Annotated in this window: 14 protein-coding genes; 8 read left to right on the plus strand and 6 right to left on the minus strand. The window is 72.2% G+C overall.

The window, feature by feature from the left end; all coding sequences use genetic code 11:
* The first annotated feature begins 121 nt into the window (after nucleotides 1-121).
* Nucleotides 122-445: a hypothetical protein gene (locus tag AC24HA_RS05285; protein WP_425709241.1), complete on the plus strand. Its 324-nt coding sequence runs from the start codon at nucleotides 122-124 to the stop codon at nucleotides 443-445.
* Nucleotides 397-1,776 (plus strand): HNH endonuclease, encoded by a 1,380-nt coding sequence (locus tag AC24HA_RS05290; protein ID WP_487563611.1) that lies wholly within the window; start codon nucleotides 397-399, stop codon nucleotides 1,774-1,776. Before AC24HA_RS05285 ends, AC24HA_RS05290 begins: the two co-directional genes overlap by 49 nt.
* Before the next feature lie 58 nt (nucleotides 1,777-1,834).
* On the opposite strand, the gene AC24HA_RS05295 is transcribed toward AC24HA_RS05290, so the two are convergent.
* The 4 genes from AC24HA_RS05295 to AC24HA_RS05310 form a co-directional block, all read right to left on the minus strand.
* On the minus strand, nucleotides 1,835-3,187 hold the full coding sequence (locus AC24HA_RS05295; RefSeq protein ID WP_425709239.1) for an 8-oxoguanine deaminase: 1,353 nt from the start codon (nucleotides 3,185-3,187) through the stop codon (nucleotides 1,835-1,837).
* A 109-nt stretch (nucleotides 3,188-3,296) separates the two neighbouring features.
* A complete protein-coding gene (locus tag AC24HA_RS05300) occupies nucleotides 3,297-4,760 on the minus strand; it encodes an NCS2 family permease (protein ID WP_425709238.1) in 1,464 nt (487 codons plus the stop codon).
* 70 nt (nucleotides 4,761-4,830) lie between these two features.
* Nucleotides 4,831-6,129 carry a guanine deaminase gene (gene guaD / locus AC24HA_RS05305; protein WP_425709237.1) on the minus strand — a complete coding sequence of 433 codons (1,299 nt, stop codon included), beginning with the start codon at nucleotides 6,127-6,129 and terminating at the stop codon, nucleotides 4,831-4,833.
* Between the two features lie 264 nt (nucleotides 6,130-6,393).
* Entirely contained in the window at nucleotides 6,394-6,897 is a 504-nt protein-coding gene (locus AC24HA_RS05310; RefSeq protein WP_425709236.1) for a nucleoside deaminase, read from the minus strand.
* A 269-nt stretch (nucleotides 6,898-7,166) separates the two neighbouring features.
* Here AC24HA_RS05310 and pucL point away from each other — a divergent pair, with 269 nt between their 5' ends.
* Together pucL and AC24HA_RS05320 are read left to right on the plus strand one after the other, a co-directional pair.
* Nucleotides 7,167-8,108 carry a factor-independent urate hydroxylase gene (gene pucL, locus AC24HA_RS05315; RefSeq protein WP_425709235.1) on the plus strand — a complete coding sequence of 314 codons (942 nt, stop codon included), beginning with the start codon at nucleotides 7,167-7,169 and terminating at the stop codon, nucleotides 8,106-8,108.
* A gap of 49 nt (nucleotides 8,109-8,157) precedes the next feature.
* Nucleotides 8,158-9,753: a nucleobase:cation symporter-2 family protein gene (locus AC24HA_RS05320; protein WP_425709234.1), complete on the plus strand. Its 1,596-nt coding sequence runs from the start codon at nucleotides 8,158-8,160 to the stop codon at nucleotides 9,751-9,753.
* Nucleotides 9,754-9,782: 29 nt separating this feature from the next.
* Here the strand turns inward: AC24HA_RS05320 and AC24HA_RS05325 are convergent, their stop codons facing one another.
* Entirely contained in the window at nucleotides 9,783-10,268 is a 486-nt protein-coding gene (locus AC24HA_RS05325) for a SufE family protein (protein ID WP_425709233.1), read from the minus strand.
* A gap of 12 nt (nucleotides 10,269-10,280) precedes the next feature.
* Nucleotides 10,281-11,036 (minus strand): IclR family transcriptional regulator, encoded by a 756-nt coding sequence (locus AC24HA_RS05330; protein WP_487563612.1) that lies wholly within the window; start codon nucleotides 11,034-11,036, stop codon nucleotides 10,281-10,283.
* 116 nt (nucleotides 11,037-11,152) lie between these two features.
* Between AC24HA_RS05330 and AC24HA_RS05335 the strand changes: the two genes are divergently transcribed.
* The 4 genes from AC24HA_RS05335 to AC24HA_RS05350 all read left to right on the plus strand — a co-directional run bounded on the left by AC24HA_RS05335 (nucleotide 11,153) and on the right by AC24HA_RS05350 (nucleotide 15,005).
* Entirely contained in the window at nucleotides 11,153-12,424 is a 1,272-nt protein-coding gene (locus tag AC24HA_RS05335; protein ID WP_425709231.1) for a DUF6986 family protein, read from the plus strand.
* A gap of 11 nt (nucleotides 12,425-12,435) precedes the next feature.
* Nucleotides 12,436-13,203: an IclR family transcriptional regulator gene (locus tag AC24HA_RS05340; protein WP_425709230.1), complete on the plus strand. Its 768-nt coding sequence runs from the start codon at nucleotides 12,436-12,438 to the stop codon at nucleotides 13,201-13,203.
* Between the two features lie 78 nt (nucleotides 13,204-13,281).
* Nucleotides 13,282-14,094, plus strand: coding sequence for a hydroxypyruvate isomerase family protein (locus AC24HA_RS05345; RefSeq protein WP_425709229.1), 813 nt, complete (start codon nucleotides 13,282-13,284; stop codon nucleotides 14,092-14,094).
* Between the two features lie 32 nt (nucleotides 14,095-14,126).
* Complete coding sequence (locus tag AC24HA_RS05350; RefSeq protein ID WP_425709228.1) at nucleotides 14,127-15,005, plus strand: 2-hydroxy-3-oxopropionate reductase; 879 nt, start codon at nucleotides 14,127-14,129, stop codon at nucleotides 15,003-15,005.
* The last annotated feature ends 9 nt before the right edge of the window (nucleotides 15,006-15,014 follow it).

Genomic DNA, 15,014 nt, shown 5'->3' on the forward strand with positions numbered 1-15,014 from the left:
CAGGCATCATTGGTGCACGTTCATCCCCAACAGTGGAGTTGGTCGCTGTTCGTTGTCGCTGGTCGTCGGTAGCGTCCGGAGTAGATCGATACCGAACGCGACGGTGCGAGGGGAGGGCGACGTGGACACGCAGTGGTGGGGCGCCATGCAGCGGGAGCTGGTGGCCGACGTCGTCCCCACGGCCGCGGGCATGCGTGTGGTGACCGAGGCGCTGACCGGGGTCGAGATCACCACCGAGGCCGCCGCGATCGAGGTGATCGCGGCCGCGGAGGGGCTCAAGGCAGCGGCCGCAGCGGTGCAGGTGCGGGCCACAGCGGTGGTCGAAGTGCTGCGCCGCACCCGTGAGGACGTCAACGGTGTCCCGCGGGCGCGGCAGGGGTGGGGCTCGCCGAGGAGGTGGCGCTGGCACGGCGCGAGTCGCCGTCGACCGGGCAGCGGCGGTTGAAGGCCGGTCGGGTGATCGTCGACGACATGCCCCATGCGCTGGCGCTCATGGAGTCCGGGCGCCTCAGCGAGACTCGGGCCCACCTGCTGGTCGCGGAGCTGGTGGACCTGGAGCCGGCCGATCGGCGGGTGGCCGATGAGGAGCTGGCGCCGGTCCTGGACTCGCTGTCGGACCGGCAGGTGCGGTACCGGGCCCGGCGCATCGCTCACCGGTTGGACGGGGAGGCCGCCGCCAGGCGGGCGGAGGAGGCGCGGCGCTCGCGCCGGGTGACGATACGTCCTGCCACCGAACCGGGGATGTGTTTCCTGACCGCGCATCTGCCCGTGGCCGAGGGGCGCCGCGTCCACGACTCGTTGGTCCAGGAGGCCGATCAGGTCCTCGCAGGGCAGGGTGATGCCGGCGCGATTCCTGATGACGGGGCCGCCGTTGCCGATGCCGCCTCCGCCAGGTCCTCCGCGGACGGCCGGACCCGCGGACAGCTGGTGGCCGATCTGCTCGTCGAGCGGGTCACCGGTGTGGGCGCCTCGGCGCCGCGGGACGTCGATCTGACTCTTGTGATGACCGACCAGACCCTCGTCGGCGGCGACGAGCCTGCCTGGATGCCCGGCCAGGGACCGATCCCGGCCCGGGTGGCGCGGGACATGCTCACAGAGGCCAGCGCCCGGGACGTGGACCTGCGTCGGATCTGGACCGAGCCGGCCACGGGACTGATCACGAAGATGGACGCCCGATCCCGGATCTTCAGCCGCCGGCTACGGCGGATGGTGCTGCTGCGCGACGACGACTGTCGTAACCCGTACTGTGGCGCACCTTTGCGGCAGATCGACCATGCGATGCGCTGGTCCGAGGGCGGGGCGACGAGTCTGGACAACGCATCGGGCCTGTGTCAGCGCTGCAACCTCATCAAGGAGCTGCTGGGCTGGTCGCACACCACGACCGCGACCTCGCTGACCGTGCGTACCCCGACGGGGCACGAGTACCGGGCCGCGCCCACACATCTGGCCGCACCGGCCGAGCCGCCGGAGGGGGTGGTGCTCATGCGCACAGGCGCCGGCGGCGATCTCCGAGCCGTGCGGGACCCGCACCGCGAGCACGGCCCACCGTGCTCATGGGTCCCCGCGCAGCGGTACGTACCTGATGGCAAGCCTGTCGCCGCGCCCAATGGTGAGCAGGGCCAGCACGACGTCGTCGTCGGCCACGATCCGCCGGACCGTTCGTCCATCGAACCGCGTGCCCGATCCCGCCTCGATGTGAACGACGTCCCGGACCCGGACCCGGACCCCGATCCGGATCCTGACCCCGACGGCCGGGACCTCGGCGACGTCGGGTGACCAGGGATGACGCGACGCCCGGTGCGCAGAGTGGGCGCGCTCATGCGTCTCCTCGCGCCTACCCGGCCACGAGCGCCCGGGCGGCCGCCGAGTGCTCGGCGACGAGCGCGGGCACGTCGAGCCCGACGACCTGGCCGCCCTCGACCCGCCACTGCCCGCCGACCATCACGCGGTCCGCACGCTCGGTCCCGCACAGCAGGAGTGCGGAGAGCGGGTCATGGCTGCCGGAGAACTGCAGGTCGTCCTGCCGGAACATCGCCAGGTCCGCCTGCTTGCCCGGCGCGAGCACGCCGATGTCGGTGCGGCCCAGCGCACGCGCCGACCCCTGCGTCGCCCAGTCCAGGGCACGGCGCACGGTCACCCGGTCGGCGCCGTAGTAGAGCCGCTGCAGGTACATCGCCTGCCGCACCTCGGAGATCATGTTCGACCCGTCGTTCGACGCGGACCCGTCGACCCCGACGCCGAGCGGTGCGCCGGCGTCCTCGAGCTCGACTCCCCGGCACACGCCGGAGGCGAGCCGCATGTTGGACGACGGGCAGTGAGCCACCGCGGTGCCGGCAGACCCGAGGCGGGCGATCTCGTCGTCGTCGAAATGGATGCCGTGCGCGAGCCACGTGCGGTCCGTCAGCCACCCGACGGACTCGAGGTAGTCGACCGTGCGCATCCCGAACCGCTCGAGGCAGAAGTCCTGCTCGTCGTCGGTCTCGGCGAGATGCGTGTGCAGCCGGACGTCGTTGCGCTCCGCGAGATCGGCGCTGTCGCGCATGATCGACGTTGTCACGGAGAACGGCGAGCACGGCGCGAGGGCGATCTGCACCTGCGCGCCGTCGCCGCGCTCGTGGTGGGTGTCGATGAGCCGCTGGGAGTCGGCGAGGATCGTGTCCGGGTCCTCGACGACGGACTGCGGCGGGAGGCCACCGTCCCGCTCGCCGAGCGTCATCGAGCCGCGCGTGAGCATCGCGCGCATGCCGAGCCGCCGCGTCACCTCCGCCTGGATGTCGACGGCGTCCTCGAGCCCGCCGGGGAAGATGTAGTGGTGGTCGGCCGCCGTCGTGCATCCCGAGCGCAGGAGCTCGGCCATGGCGACCGTCGTCGCCAGCTCGAGCGCCCGGGGGTGCAGCCGGGCCCAGACGGGGTAGAGGTTGACGAGCCAGGGGAACAGCGGGACGTCGGCGACCGGCCCCCAGGCCCGCGTGAGCGTCTGGTAGAAGTGGTGGTGCGTGTTGATCAGACCGGGCACGACGACGTGCTCGCTCGCGTCCACCACCTGCTGCGGCTCGATCGTCGGTGCCCCGCCGGACGGGACGAGCTCGAGGACCGTGCCGGTGGTGGGGTCGACGACGAGGCCGCCCCCGGCATCGTCCGGCGTGCCGGTGTGGGTGGCGAGCGGGTTCTTGATCCAGATGCTCACGTGGTGCTCCAGTCTCGATGCGGGGGGTGCTCGTTGCGGGTGGTGCGGCTGGAACGCCTCGACCGTCCAGGTGCCGAGCTCGGCACCTGGACGGTCGGTGCGCTGGTGCCTAGACGAAGAAGACGTATCTCACGGCGAGCAGGATGGCGACGACGTAGAGCACCGGGTGCACCTTGCGGATGCCGCCGGTGAACATCTGGATCGCGCAGTAGCTGATGACGCCGATGCTCACGCCGTTGGCGATCGAGAACGTCAGCGGCATGACGATGATCGTGAGGAAGGAGGGCACGCCCTCGGCGATCTCGTCCCAGTCGATGTGCCGGATCCCGTCCATCATCATCGCGCCGACGAGGACGAGGATCGGTGCGGTGGCGGCGCCGGGGACGGCGCCCATGACCGGCCACAGCAGCATCGAGGCGGCGAACAGGATTCCGGTGAACGACGAGCTGACGCCGGTGCGCCCGCCGTCCTGGATGCCGGACGCGCTCTCGACGTAGGCACTCACGGTCGACGTGCCGAGCGTCGCGCCGACCATCGTGGCCAGTCCGTCCATCGAGAAGGCCGTCTTCGCCCGCGGCATGTCGCCGGTCTCCGAGAGGTGGCCGGACTTCTGCGCGAGACCGGTCAGGGTCCCGGTCGCGTCGAAGAAGTCGACGAAGAAGAACGTGAACACGACGCTGAACAGCCCGATCCCGATGGCGCCGGCGATGTCGAGCTGTCCGACGAGGTCGGAGGGCCACACCGGAGCGGCGACGATGCCGTCGGTGAAGCCCTGGAACGCCTGCGGCGTGCCGTCGGCGGACGAGTAGACCTCGGCGCGGGAGATGATCGCGATGATCGCGGAGGCGATGATGCCCCACAGGAGCGCGCCCTTGATCCGCAGCTGCAGCAGGACGGCGGTGATGAGCAGCCCGACGACGGCGATCCAGGCGTCCGGCGCGGTGAGGTCGCCGAGGGTGACGAGCGTGGCCTCGTCGGTGATGACGAGGCCGGCGTTGCGCAGCCCGAGGAAAGCGAGGAAGCAGCCGATGCCGGCCATGATGGCGAGCTTGAGGCTCATGGGGATCGCCATGACGATCGCCTTGCGGGCGCCGACGACGCTGAGCACCACGAAGAGGATGCCGGAGATGAACACTGCGCCGAGCGCGGTCTGCCACTCCACGCCCATCCCCAGCACCACGGTGAAGGAGAAGAAGGCGTTGAGACCCATGCCGGGTGCCTGAGCGAACGGGTACCGCGCGATCACCCCCATGAGCAGACAGCCGATGGCGGCGGCCATCGCCGTGGTCATGAGGAGCTGGACCTGCCCGTTCGGGATGTCGATCGCCGCCCCGAGCACCTCGGGGTTGACGAAGAGGATGTAGCTCATCGTGAGGAACGTGACGAGGCCCGCGCGCAGCTCGCGCGGGATCGTCGAACCCGAGGCGGTGATGCCGAACCACCGGTCGAGCCATCCCTTGGGTGCGGGCTTCTCGGGACTGTCCGCGACGTCGGCCGGACGCGTCGTCGCGTCGGCGTGGTCGCGTGTGGCGCTGCGGGTCCGGTCGGACCTCGCGTCCTTCTTGCTGGTCATGCGGGCCTCCATGGGCGTACGTGTCGCGCTGAGGACTGCGGACGGGGTGGCTGCTGCGGTGACGTGCGGGTCAGGCGCGGGGACCGTCGGCGACGTCGCCGCCGATCCACACGGTGTCGATGTCGGCAGGGGTGCCGAGGGCGAAGATCTTCGCCAGCGCATCGGTCGGGTCGCTCGCGTGGCGCAGCGCGGTGCGCAGGGCGCCACGCGGGCCGGGCCGCAGCAGCACGGCGTCGAGCTGCTTGCCGACCGACAGGTCGCCGACGCTCTCGTCCAGGCCGAGCGCGGTGGCTCCCGAGCGCGTGGCGAGGTGCAGCAGGTCCGGGGCCGCGAGCGGCACGCCGTCCGCCCCGAGCAGCTGCTGCGCGAAGTAGGCCTGCAGCCCCTCCTTGAGGAGGCTGAAACCGGTCCCGGCCCCGACGTCGGAGCCCAGCGCCACGCGCACGCCCGCCGCGAGGTGCGCGCGCAGCGGGAAGAGCCCGCTGCCGAGCGCCGCGTTGGAGGTGGGGCAGTGGGCCACTGCGGCTCCCGCCGCGCCGAGCACCTCGAGGCCGTGCGGCGTCGGGTGGACGTTGTGGGCGAACACCGAGCGCTCGCCGATGAGACCGTGCTGGTCGTAGGTGTCCACGTAGTGCCGGGCGTCGGGGAACAGCTCGCGGACGTCGGCGATCTCCTGGACGTTCTCGTTGACGTGCGTCGTGAACCACGTGTCGTCACCGAGGAGCTCCCCGCACGCGGCGAGCATCTCGTCCGTCGTCGAGAGGGCGAACCTGGGCGTGACCGCGTACCGCAGACGTCCCCGTCCGTGCCAGCGCTCCGCGAGGCGCCGCCCGGCCGCGAGCGACTCCTCGGGGGTCGTCAGGAGCTCGCCCGGCAGCGTCCGGTCCGACACGACGAGCCCGGAGGTGACGCGCAGCCCCGTCGCCTCGGCCTCGGTGAACAGGGCGTCCACCGCGCCCTCGAAGTGGGAGCCGAACACGAGCGCCGTCGTCGTGCCCGCACCGAGCAGGCCGTCGACGAAGTCCCGGGCGACCCCGCGGGCGTACGTCGGGTCGGAGAGCCGGGCCTCCTCGGGCAGCGCGCAGGCATCGAGCCAGTCGAGCAGCGGCATCCCGAGGCCGCCGATGGCCCGTACCTGCGGGTAGTGGACGTGGGTGTCGACCAGTCCGGGCAGCAGCACGCCGTCACGGATGTCGACGACGTCGTGCTCGGGGTGCTCGGCCCGCGCGGTCGCGTAGTCGGTGCGGGCGACGATCGTGCCGCCCTCGACGACGAGCGCGCAGTCCTCGTGGGAGCGCAGCTCGGCGGGTCGGTCGGTCGCGGTCGGGTCGCCCGGGGTGTCGAGGACCAGTGCGCGGTAGATCGTCACGTGCGCACCGCCTCGTGGTCGAGGCAGGCAGGGGAGTGTCGTGTCGGCGCCATCGCCATTCGCTCCTGTACGCAGCCGGCGTCACCCGAGGGCGGAGGCTGCAGCAGCGGCACGGTTGAGGTCTGCACCGCGCCGATGGTTATCCATGCCGGGAACAACGACGCGTCGTGCAGGGACGTTAGCGGGGCGGCGCTCGACACGCAAGAGGTTATGGAAGGGAACTTTCGGAACGCGGAAGCGATCGGTGGTCGCGTCCGCGTCTTGTCAGGACCAGAATCCCGCGTGCGCCCGGGCGGCCTCGTCCTCGAGGTGGGGGCCCGAGACGGCGACCTCCCGCTGGCCGCGCGCGAAGACCTCGCGGCAGGGCAGGTCGAGCGTCGGGTTCTCCGGATGGGACCCGGTCAGCTCGAGCAGGCGGGACTCGCTCAGCGCGTAGACCACGCGGTCGATCCCGGTCCAGTAGGCCGCCCCGGCGCACATGGCGCACGGCTCGGCGCTCGTGTACAGCGTGCTGCCGCGCATGCCCTCGGGGCCCACCGCGCGGGCGGCCGAGGCGACGGCGAGCAGCTCGGCGTGCTGCGTCGGGTCCCCGTCCGGGCCGGTCGAGCGGTTCGCGGCCTCGGCGAGGGGCCGGCCGTCGGCGGCGACGACGGTCGCGGCGAACGGGTGCCGGCCGTCCGCGCGGGCCGCGGCGGACCGGTCGACGGCCTCGCGCAGCCGGCGCAGGTCCTCGGGGGTGGCCGGGGCGTTCGCCCTGGGCGACGTCATGTCTGGCTCCTTCGCGGCGGTCGGTAGGGGCGTCGTCCGCCACCGTAACGGCCCTCGAGGAGCCCTTGCCCGCGGTCTTGACACGCCCCCGGCACCCCCGTAGGTTGATGCCGCATGGTGGACTAGTTATTCCGCCACATGAAAATGACATTGTCGTCAGCGGGGCCGCCCGACACCGACGATCTTCGCCCGGACGCGACGCGCGGGTGGATCGCGTCCGGTCGACCGCCGCCCGGACGGCACCGCACGCACCATCGAGGGAGCTGGGCATGACCGAGAGCACCACCGCCACCACGGACACCGGTCGGATCGTCCTGGGTGAGAACCAGTACGGCAAGGCCGAGGTCCGCCTCGTCAAGGTCGACCGCCAGGAGGCGCGCCACTGCATCACCGACCTGTCGGTGACCTCCCAGCTCCGCGGCGACTTCACCGTGGCCCACACCGAGGGCGACAACAGCCCCGTCGTGGCCACCGACACCCAGAAGAACACGGTCTTCGGCCTGGCCCGCGACGGCATCGGCTCGCCCGAGGCGTTCGGCCTGCGCCTGGCCGAGCACTTCACCAGCTCCTTCGACTGGGTCTCCGGCGGGCGCTGGCTCGTCAAGGAGCACACGTGGGAGCACATCCCCACCTCGCTGGACCGGAACTCCACCGACGGTGAGCACAACCACTCCTTCGTCCGCACCGACGTCGAGACCCGGACCGCCCTCGTCCAGCGCGACGGCGCGGACACGTTCGTCGTGGCCGGCCTGGAGGACCTGGCGGTGCTCAAGTCGACCGGGTCGGAGTTCCACGGCTTCCCGCGCGACCGCTTCACCTCGCTCGTCGAGACGACCGACCGCGTGCTCGCGACCTCGGTGACCGCGAAGTGGCGCTACCTCGACACCGCGATCGACTTCAACGCCGTCTACGACGACGTGCGCCGCATCCTGCTCGAGACCTTCGCCGACGTCCACTCGCTCGCGCTCCAGCAGACCCTGTTCGAGATGGGCAGGCGTGCGCTCGAGGCGCACCCGGAGATCGCGGAGTTCCGCTTCTCCATGCCGAACCTCCACCACTTCCTCGTGGACCTGGACCAGTACGGGCTCGACAACCCGAACGAGGTCTTCTATGCCGCCGACCGCCCCTACGGCCTCATCGAGGCCGAGGTCCGCCGCGACGGGGTCGCCCCCGAGCCGCGCGCCTGGTCCACCTCGGCCGGATTCTGCTGACGCCCGCCGGCGTCACGCAGCGACCCACCACCTGAGCAAGGGAGCCAGGATGAGTACGACAACGCCAGAAGAGCTGGTGAAGGGCGAACGCCCCGAGGACGAGACCTACCCGGCAGGCCGGACGATCCTCTACGGCCTGCAGCACGTGATGACCATGCTCGGCGGCATCGTCGCGCCGCCGATCATCGTCGGCCAGGCCGCCGGCCTGAGCGCCACCGACATGGGGATCCTCATCTCCGCGGGACTGCTCGTCAGCGGTCTCGGCACGCTCCTGCAGACGCTCGGCCTGCCGTTCTTCGGCTCGCAGCTGCCGGTCGTCCAGGGGATCTCGTTCGTCTCCGTCTCGACGATGGTCACCATCGTCACCGGCGGCGGGAGCATCACGACCATCTTCGGCTCCGTGCTCGTCGCGGGCGCGATCGGCCTGGCGGTCTCACCGTTCTTCTCCCAGGTGGTCCGATTCTTCCCGCCGGTCGTCACGGGCACGATCATCACCACCATCGGGATCTCCCTGTTCCCGGTGGCGGCCGGCTGGATGATGGGCAGCAGCGACGCAGACCCGGACTGGGGCTCCGCGGGCAACATCGGGCTGGCGATGTTCACGCTCATCGTCATCCTCGTGCTCAGCAGGTTCGCCTCGGGCACCCTTTCCCGGCTGTCGATCCTGCTCGGGCTCGTCATCGGTACGGCCTTCGCCGCCGCCATCGGGATGGCTGACTTCTCGGCGGTCGGGGACGGCGACACCTTCGCGCTGCCCTCGCTGTTCCACTTCGGCATGCCGACGTTCGAGGTCGGGGCCATCATCTCGATGACCGTCGTCATCTTCATCGCGATGACCGAGACCGTGGCGGACATCCTCGCGGTCGGCGAGATCATCGACACCAAGGCCGACTCACGCCGCGTCGGTGACGGCCTGCGCTCGGACATGATCACGACCGTCGTCGCGCCGGTGCTCAACACCTTCCCGGTGACGACCTTCTCCCAGAACGTCGGGCTCGTCGCGATCACGGGCATCAAGAGCCGGTTCGCCGTCGCCGCCGGTGGTGGCGTGCTCGTGCTGTTCGGGCTCGTGCCGCTGCTCGGCCGAGTCGTCGCCGCCATCCCCAACCCGGTCCTGGGAGGCGCCGGGGTCGTGCTCTTCGGCTCGGTCGCGGTCGCGGGCATCCGGACGCTGTCGAAGGTGAAGTACGACGGCAACCTCAACCTCACCCTCGTCGCGACGGCGCTCGCCTTCGGTGTCATCCCGATCGCGATGCCCAGCTTCTACGACGACTTCCCCACCTGGGTGGGCATGATCTTCCACTCGGGCATCAGCGCGGCCGCGATCGTCGCGGTCATCCTCAACCTCTTCTTCAACGAGTTCCGCTGGGGCCGGCGCGAGGACCCCTCGGTGTTCACGGCCGGCTCGACCGCCCGAGCCAACGTCGCCGGCGACGTCCAGGAGCGGCGCTCGGCCTACTTCGCGCAGCTCGACCGGCGCAGGAAGGCCGAGCATGAGGCGCGGGAGCAGGCGGAACGGACCGTACGCCGGCGGTCCGGGCACGGGCGGCGTTCCGGCTCCGCCTCGGCGATCGACCGCGAGGCCGACCGGGCGAGCGACGCTGAGCTCGCGTGGCCGCACCTGCGGGACGAACCGCGACGATGACCGGGCGCCGGTCGGTCACGGGCCGGGGGTCACCCGTCGGTGCCGTCGGCCGGCCGGTGCAGCCCGGCCGCCTCGGCCACCTGCCGGCGGACCCGGGTGAGCAGTCCCGCCATCCCCTGGAGCCGGAGCGGGCTGACGACGTCGGCCAGCGCCAGCCGGGAGGGCAGGTCCGCGGGCACGGCCAGCACCTCGCCCGCGGTCGCACCGGCGAGCCCCGCGGTGACGATGCCAGCGAAGCCCCGCGTCACCGGGGCCTGCGGCGCGGCGGAGACGTGGATCGTCACCGGGGCGTCCGTCCCGGTGCCTGCCACCTCGGCGCGCACGAAGACCGGGGCCTGGCACTCGCGGACGGCCTCGAGCAGCTCGGGGTGGTCGCGGAGCCGCTGGGGGAGCTCCGGGAGGTCGTCGCCCAGCTCGACGAGCAGCTGGACCCGTTCGGGTGCGGGGAGCGCACCCAGGTCGCGGGCGATGTCCGCGAGTGCCGGACGCAGGTCGTGCAGGTCGTCGTCGGTCATCGTGCCCCTCCGTCAGGCCGACGGGAGCAGGTCGGTGGCGATCGCCGCGGCGACCTCGTGCAGGATCGGTACCGCCCGGCGGCCGAAGTCGTCGGTCACCCGGGGTGCCGGACCCGAGACGGACAGCGCGGTCGGCGTCGGTGCCCCTGGTACGGAGACGGCGTAGCAGCGCACGCCGGCCTCCTGCTCCTCGTCGTCGATCGAGTAGCCGCGGTCGCGGATCGTGTCGAGCTCGACGAGCAGATCCTCGAGCGACTCGATCGAGCGTTCCGTGTGCGAGGGCATGCCCACGCGGCCGACGATCTCGCGCACCGTCACCTCGGGGAGCTCCGAGAGGACCATCTTCCCCACGCCCGTGCAGTGGCAGTACACGCGGCGGCCCACCTCCGTGAACGTCCGCATCGAGCGCGAGGAGGCCGCCTGGGCGACGTACACGGCCATGTCCCGATCGATCATCGCGAGGTTGGCGCTCTCGCCGAGCTCGCGCGCCACCCGCTCGAGGTGGGGGCGGGCGCCGACGCCGAACTGCCGGCCTGCGCTCTCGCCGAGCCGGATGAGGCGCGGGCCCAGCGTGTAGCGCCGCGAGGCCAGCTGCCGGGCGTACCCACGGTCGACCATCGTGCGCAGGATGCGGTGGATGGTGGGCAGGGGCAGCTCGGAGGCCTCGGCGAGCTCGCTCAGCGCCGCGTCACCCCCCAGGTCCGTGAGGAGCTCGAGGAGGTCGATCGCGCGGTCCACGGACTGGACGCCGGAGCTGGAGGCCATCATCTCTTCCTGGTCTGTGAGGGTGCTGCCGAGGACGGGCCGGGGCTGCCGCACCGCCCGTCGACCTCTCCATACTTCCATATGACGGAACTCACCGTCCGAACGATCGGAGTGCAACCATGACCAGCTCGAGCCCCTCCCTGGCGCCGGAGACCCTCGCCGAGGTCGACGCGATGCTCGACGGAGCCGACGAGCGCCTCGAGGCGGACTACCCGGGCGACGACGGCACGCGCCAGCCGGTGCACACCGTGTACGTGCCGGCGCACCGGTTTCGCGCCGGGCTCGCGCACGAGTGGGGCGGCCAGGCGCTCGAGGTGATCGAGCGCGGAGGCGGGACGGCAGAGCTGCTCGCCGCCGTCGGCGTGCCCGACGAGCTGCGCGAGAGCGTCGGCGCCCTGGTGACGGACAAGCTGGCCACCGAGCCGGTCGAGGACCTGCGCATCGACCTCGAGGACGGGTACGGGGATCACGGCGACGCCGAGGACGACGACGCGCTCGCGGCCGCCCGCGCGGTGCGCGCCGAGATCGACGCCGGGACGTCCACCCCGTTCGTCGGCATCCGCTTCAAGTGCCTCGAGCGCGCGACGAGGGCGCGCGGCGTGCGCACCCTCGATCTCGTGGTCGGCGAGCTCGCGTCGTCCGGCCCGCTCCCGGACGGGTTCGTCCTCACGCTGCCGAAGGTCACGTCGGTCGAGCAGGTCGAGGCGATGGTGGTGCTGTGCGAGCGGCTCGAGGCGGTCCACGGCCTGCCCGCCGGCCGCCTGCGGTTCGAGATCCAGGTCGAGACGCCGCAGGCGGTCCTCGGCGCGGACGGCACGGCGCTGGTGGCGCGGATGATCCACGCCGGCGCGCCGCGCGTGACCGGGCTGCACTATGGGACGTACGACTACTCCGCCTCGCTCGGCATCGCCGCCCGCTACCAGTCGATGGAGCACCCGGCGGCGGACCACGCGAAGGCGGTCATGCAGCTGGCCGCGGCCGGCACCGGCGTGCGGCTCTCGGACGGCTCGACCAACGTCCTGCCCGTCGGCGACGCGGACCAGGTGCGCGCGGCGTGGTCCCTGCACGGCCGTCTCGTGCGCCGCTCGCTCGAGCGCGGCTACCACCAGGGCTGGGACATGCACCCCGGGCACCTGCCGGGACGGTTCGCCGTGACCTACGCCTACTACCGCGAGGGATTCCTGTCCGCGGCGCAGCGCCTGCGCGCCTACCTCTCGAAGGAGGAGGGCGCCGTGATGGACGAGCCCGCGACGGCGCGCGCGCTGGCGTGGTTCCTCGCCCGCGGCCTCGACTGCGGCGCGATATCGGCCGCCGAGGTCGAGGGGTCCGTCGGCGCCGGCGTGGGCGAGGTCGACGCGCTCGCCGGCCGCCCGCCGGGCCGGCGGAACTGAGGCGGCGCGGCATGACGACCCGGAGCGGCGGGGTGCAGTCCGTCGAGCGCGCCTTCCACGTGCTGGAGCTCATCGCGGCGGCGGGCGGCGAGGCGACGATCAGCGAGCTCTCGGCCGCCGCCGACCTGCCGCTCCCGACGATCCACCGGTTCCTGCGCACCATGGTCGGGCTCGGCTACGTGCGCCAGTCGCCGGACCGCCGGTACACGCTCGGTGCCCGGCTGGTCCCGCTCGGCGAGGCGGCGAACCGGCGGCTCGGCGCGGTCGGGCGGCCGGTGCTCCAACGGATCGCGGAGGAGCTGGGGGAGAGCGCGAACATGGCCACGCTCGACGGCCAGACGATCGTGTACGTCGGCCAGGTGCAGTCCACCCGGTCGATGCGGATGTTCACCGAGGTCGGGCGCCGCGCGCTCGCCCACGCGACCGGGGTCGGGAAGGCGATCCTGGCGACGATGCCGGACGACGAGGTCGAGCGCGTGGTCGGCCGGCAGATCGACCGGCCGACGGAACGGGCGTCCGCGACGCTCGAGGAGCTCGTCGAGCGCCTCGACGTGGTGCGGGCGCAGGGCTACTCCGTCGACGACGAGGAGCAGGAGATCGGCGTGCGCTGCTACGCCGTGGCCGTGCCGGGGGACCACGTGCGCTGCGGCATCTCGGTCTCGGGTCCCACCTCCCGGGTCGACGACGCCTTCGGGCGGCGGGCCGTGCCGCTGCTCCACGACGCGGCCGAGCAGCTAGCGCGCGCGCTGAGCCCCGAGCTCACCGGAGCCGTGCACTGACGGTTGACCACCCTCGGGCGCCCTGCTAGCGTTTTCGACATCAGGAAGTAAACATCCACAAAGCGGAAAAGGAACCTGATGGCCGACGACGTCCTGTACACCGTCAACTGCTCGATCCTGCTCACCGACCTGCCGCTCCTCGAGCGTCCGGCCGCCGCGCGGGCCGCCGGCTTCACCGGCGTCGAGCTGTGGTGGCCGTTCCCCACCTCGACCCCCGACCAGGCCGAGGTCGACGAGCTCGTCCGCGCGCTCGCCGACGCCGGCGTGCAGCTCACGGGCCTCAACTTCAACGCCGGCGACATGCCCGGCGGCGACCGTGGCCTGATCTCCTGGCCCGCGCGCTCGGACGAGCTGCGCGCGAACCTCGACGTCGTCACCACGATCGGCGAGCGCACCGGCTGCCGCGCCTTCAACGCGCTGTACGGCAACCGGGTCGATGGCGAGGACCCGGCGGCCCAGGACGACCTCGGCGCCGAGAACCTCGCCCTGGCCGCCCGGGCCGTCGACCGCATCGGCGGCACCGTCCTCCTCGAGCCCGTCTCCGGCGCGGACGCCTACCCGCTGAAGACGTCCGCCGACGTCGTGGGCGTCCTCGACCGGGTGCGCGACGAGCACGGCGCGACCAACCTCGGCCTCCTCCTCGACGTGTACCACCTGGCCGTCAACGGGGCCGACGTGGACGCCGAGATCGCCCGGTACGCGGACCGCGTCGCCCACGTCCAGATCGCCGACGCCCCCGGGCGCGGCGCCCCCGGCAGCGGCGAGCTGCCGATCACGCGCTGGATCGACGACATCCGCGCCACCGGCTACGCCGGCCCGGTCGGGCTGGAGTACAAGACCTCCGACGCCGACCCGTTCGCCTGGCTCCCGCGCGAGCAGCGCTCCGCCTGACCACCCACCACCTCCGACAAGGGGAGAGACCAATGAGCACCATCGCCTTCATCGGCCTCGGCATCATGGGCAGCCCGATGGCCGTCCACCTGCAGAACGCCGGGCACGACGTGCGGGGCTACAACCGCACCCCCGACAAGACCGCCCCCCTCGTCGAGGCCGGCGGCACCGCCGCCTCCTCGGTGGCAGAGGCCGTGACCGGCGCCGACGTCGTCGCCGTCATGGTCCCGGACTCGCCCGACGTGACGGACGTCCTCACCGGCGAGGACGGCGTGTACGCCAACGCCGCGCAGGGCACTCTCGTCATCGACTTCTCCTCGATCCGCCCCGACGTCACCGTCGAGCTCGCCGAGGCGGCCCGCGAGAAGGGCATCCGCCTCCTCGACGCCCCGGTGTCCGGCGGCGAGGCCGGCGCGAAGAACGCGGCGCTGTCGATCATGGTGGGCGGTGCGGACGAGGACTTCGCCGCCGCCAAGGAGGTCTTCGACGTCGTGGGCAAGACGATCGTCCACGTCGGACCGTCCGGTTCCGGCCAGACCGTCAAGGCGGCCAACCAGCTCATCGTCGCCGGCAACATCGCGCTGCTGGCCGAGGCCGTCGTCTTCCTCGAGGCCTACGGCGTCGACACGACGGCCGCGATCGAGGTGCTGGGCGGCGGGCTCGCCGGCTCGGCCGTGCTCGACCAGAAGGCGCAGAAGATCCTCGACCGCTCCTTCGATCCCGGCTTCCGGATCGACCTGCACCACAAGGACCTGGGCATCTTCACGTCCGCCGCGCGCGAGGAGGGCGTCGTCGCCCCCGTCGGCGCGCTCGTCGGCCAGCTCATGGCCGCCGCCCGGGCCGCCGGGGACGGCCAGCTCGACCACTCCGGCCTCTTCCAGACCATCGCCCGCCTGTCCGGGCGCGAGTGACCCACCGAA

It is taken from the genome of Georgenia sp. Z1491 (assembly GCF_057652395.1).

Coding starts and splice junctions, on each gene's coding strand:
- AC24HA_RS05350 (WP_425709228.1), top strand. CDS start 14,127: ATGAGCACCATCGCCTTCATCGGCCTCGGCATCATGGGCAGCCCGATG.
- AC24HA_RS05335 (WP_425709231.1), top strand. CDS start 11,153: ATGACCAGCTCGAGCCCCTCCCTGGCGCCGGAGACCCTCGCCGAGGTC.
- AC24HA_RS05330 (WP_487563612.1), bottom strand. CDS start 11,036: ATGATGGCCTCCAGCTCCGGCGTCCAGTCCGTGGACCGCGCGATCGAC.
- AC24HA_RS05325 (WP_425709233.1), bottom strand. CDS start 10,268: ATGACCGACGACGACCTGCACGACCTGCGTCCGGCACTCGCGGACATC.
- AC24HA_RS05345 (WP_425709229.1), top strand. CDS start 13,282: ATGGCCGACGACGTCCTGTACACCGTCAACTGCTCGATCCTGCTCACC.
- AC24HA_RS05310 (WP_425709236.1), bottom strand. CDS start 6,897: ATGACGTCGCCCAGGGCGAACGCCCCGGCCACCCCCGAGGACCTGCGC.
- AC24HA_RS05320 (WP_425709234.1), top strand. CDS start 8,158: ATGAGTACGACAACGCCAGAAGAGCTGGTGAAGGGCGAACGCCCCGAG.
- AC24HA_RS05340 (WP_425709230.1), top strand. CDS start 12,436: ATGACGACCCGGAGCGGCGGGGTGCAGTCCGTCGAGCGCGCCTTCCAC.
- pucL (WP_425709235.1), top strand. CDS start 7,167: ATGACCGAGAGCACCACCGCCACCACGGACACCGGTCGGATCGTCCTG.
- AC24HA_RS05300 (WP_425709238.1), bottom strand. CDS start 4,760: ATGACCAGCAAGAAGGACGCGAGGTCCGACCGGACCCGCAGCGCCACA.